The sequence below is a fragment of the Pseudoduganella sp. RAF53_2 genome (assembly GCF_052113985.1).
In the GTDB taxonomy this organism is placed as follows: domain Bacteria; phylum Pseudomonadota; class Gammaproteobacteria; order Burkholderiales; family Burkholderiaceae_D; genus Rugamonas.
Window position 1 is genome coordinate 1 of the sequence record NZ_JBFRDW010000682.1, and the last position, 3,147, is coordinate 3,147.

Annotated in this window: 2 protein-coding genes; both read right to left on the reverse strand. The window is 61.7% G+C overall.

From position 1 onward, the window contains the following. The coding region (locus AB4Z11_RS27685) for a family 43 glycosylhydrolase (RefSeq protein ID WP_442029052.1) at window positions 1-1,942 on the reverse strand (1,942 nt) is incomplete at its 3' end. Between the two features lie 8 nt (window positions 1,943-1,950). Further along, on the reverse strand, window positions 1,951-3,147 hold a 1,197-nt coding region (locus AB4Z11_RS27690), incomplete at its 5' end, for a TonB-dependent receptor domain-containing protein (protein WP_442029053.1).

The following is a 3,147-nucleotide window of genomic DNA, read 5'->3' on the forward strand; positions in this document are numbered from 1 at the left end:
GGATAAGGTTGATGTGGGCCGGCGCGTCGCGGTCGGCGCGCAGTGTCTGGCCGTCGGTGGTCAACTCGACCACCTGAATGCTGCTGCGGCGCGTGCCCTTCCCGTCCGGATGCGTGAAGTAGAACAGGAAGGCGCGGTCACCGCTCACCACGACATCGGGGTGTCCGCCAATTACGCGATCATCGTCGCCTTTGCCCGGATGCTGCAACAGATTGTCTGCCTGCCGCAGCCACGCCAGGGCATCGTTTGAGCGATACACAGCCAGACCGTGCCAGACATCGGTAATCATCCACCAGCTGCCCTTCCACTGAAAGATCTTCGGGCCTTCGCCTGCCTGGTCGCCCACAGCCCGGCCATGGTCAGTCCATTGCACCAGATCAGGGCTGTCGGCGTAGTAAATGGACTTCTTGTCCGCCTCATTGTTGTACCACATGCGCCAGCCGCCACCCGGCAAGCGCGCCAGGCTGGCGTCGATGACCTTCGGCGTCGCTAGCGTGAGCGGCTGCGCACTGCCCCAGTTGCGCAAGTCGGTGCTACTTAAATGAACGATACGGCGCGGATGCTTCCAGTCCGTGAAGATGCCCGGCACCACGGTCAGGAACATGTGATAGCTGCCATCCGGCGCGCGCACCACATCGGGCGCCCAGTGCGTGCTGTCGGTGCCGCCCATGTCGGCAGGGAGTTCGATATTGGCGGTGCCGACGTACTTCCACGCCGCACCGTCCGGCGATTCGGCGATGCCAATGCGCGTGCCGTGCACCCAGGCGATGTCCGCCAATCCAGCAACGTTGGCGCGGCGGTTGGTGTAGAACATCCACCAGCGGTTCACCATCGGATTCCAGATCACCACAGGATCGGCAGCACCGTCGTAGACCGGATCGCGGAACAGCGGCTTGGCCGCGGCATGACCGGCGGCGTCCGGCACCGGTTCGCCGAAATCCGGCGAGCCGTCCGCACGCCAATGGATCACCTGAGCGCGCGTATTGCGGTTTGGATCGCGCAATGAATCGCCCTGGATATCGCGGTAATTGCGCGCGTGGTAGACGATGATATCGGTCTTGCCGTCCGGCGTGGTCGTGAAGGAGTTGTGGCCCGGCCCATACTGCCCGTTCGCTGCGCTGCTGCGCATGACCGGCTCCGGCGATTTACGCCACGAGGCTGGATCGAGCAGATTGGCATCGTCGCCTGCGGTCAGCATGCCCATGGCGTAATTCGCGTCCGTCGCGCTGGCCGAATAGGTCAGGAACACCCGGCCATTGCGCACCAGGACCGCCGGCGCTTCGTTAACGTCAAAGCGCACCTTCTCCCACGGGTATTCCGGCGTTGACAGCATGGTCGCAGGACCGGTGATGGAGGTTGGTGTGTCCATCTTCGCGATGTAGATATTGGTCGCCTTGCTGGCCGTATCGCGGCCGCGCTGCGTCCAGACCAGATAGCGCTGGCCACGCAATTCGAAGGTAGTGGCGTCCAGCGAGAAGGACTCCCAGCCGGTCTTCAGCTGGCCGCGCTCGACCCACTCCCCCTTGAATGGATCGGGCGAACTGTTCTCCAGCACATACAGGCGGATTTCCCAGATCGCGTCGGCGCGTCCGGCTGTGAAGTAGATGTACCACTTGCCATTGATGCGATGCAGCTCCGGCGCCCAGATATGCGCCCCCATCTCGCCACTGGCATGCTTGCGCCACACGACCTGCGGCGTCGCGGCACCGAGATCGTTGAGCGTGCGGGCACGCCGCAATTCGATACGATCGTATTCGGGAACGGTGGCGGTGAAATAATAAAAGCCGTCCTGCTGCAGGACGACTTGCGGGTCGGCGCGCTGGAGCACCAGGGGATTATTGAATGCCGGATCGGCAGGGAGCGCGCACGCCCTCCCCGCCGCCAGCACCGCCAGCAGAACTGCTGCGAGAAAACGCAGCAGCGCGGGGAAGCGTGCAACCATCTAAGTCCTCAGTTTTTGTACGACAGGCTCACGAAATAGCGGCGTCCCGAGAAGGCCAGTTCGTTCACGCGGAACAGGTCGCCCGCGTCGGTAATCTGAGCCTCGTCGGTCAGATTTTTGCCTTCAACTGAGAAGGTCCAGTGCTGGTTCAAGCGGTACTGGAACTTCGCGTCCAGGAAACCGGTTTTCTCCTGGAAGTTCGGATTGCCCGACACGTCATTGACACCAGTATAGAAGCGGTCACGATAGGTGTAGGCCAGGCGCGCATTATATTTGTCGCGATCGTACCACAGCGCTACGTTGTAGCTATTCTTCGACAGGCCAGGATATGGCAGCGCGGTGCCATCCAGAGGATTGGTCAGCTCTGTGCCCGGCGCGAACTTGAAGGTCATGCGGGTGTAGTTCGTGTCGATGCCGAAGCCGCTCAGCCAGCCTGGCAGCATGGTCAGTGCGGTACGTGCCGTCAGCTCCACGCCCTTGGTCGTTGCGCCCTTGCCGTTGATCGGCTGGGTCACGTCGAACAGGTTGCCGTCGCCGAACAGGTTGACGTTCTTCACCAAAGCGGCATTGACGATGTAGCTGGTGATCTCTTTCTTGAAGAAGCCTGCGCTTATCTGGGTATCGGCGCTTGGGTAATATTCCAGGCTCAGGTCCGTGTTGGTGGCGCGGTATGGCTTCAGGTCCGGATTACCGGCCTTGCAATCGTCCGTGCCGTCGCCGCCGAATTGCGGATTGCCGCTGCCCGCGGTACAAGTCGCATTAGGCACCAGCAGGTCGATCGACGGACGCGCCATCACCTTGCCCCAGCCCACACGCGCCAGGAAGGAATCCGGAATCAGCCACATTGCCGCGTTCACGCTTGGCATCCAGTCGTGGTAAGTATTCTCCACGGTGGCGATACCGTTCGTCACTACGCGGTCGGTGTAAGTGGAGCTACCCGGCGAATTTTCCGTGCGCACCTGGTACTTCGCCAGACCGGTCGAGCGCTCCTGCGTCCGGGTATAACGGATGCCGATGTTACCGAAGATCTGGCGCTCGCCGACTTCGGTGCTGAAGTCCAGACGGCTGTAGCCCGCGGTGATGCGCTCGTCCGCCGAGTAAGCCGGAATCTGCGGATAGGTCTTACCGTCGCTGCCTGGCGCGTTATACAGATTGGCGTAGTTGAAGTGCGAGGTATCGAAGTATGGCACCGCACTGCTGTAGAC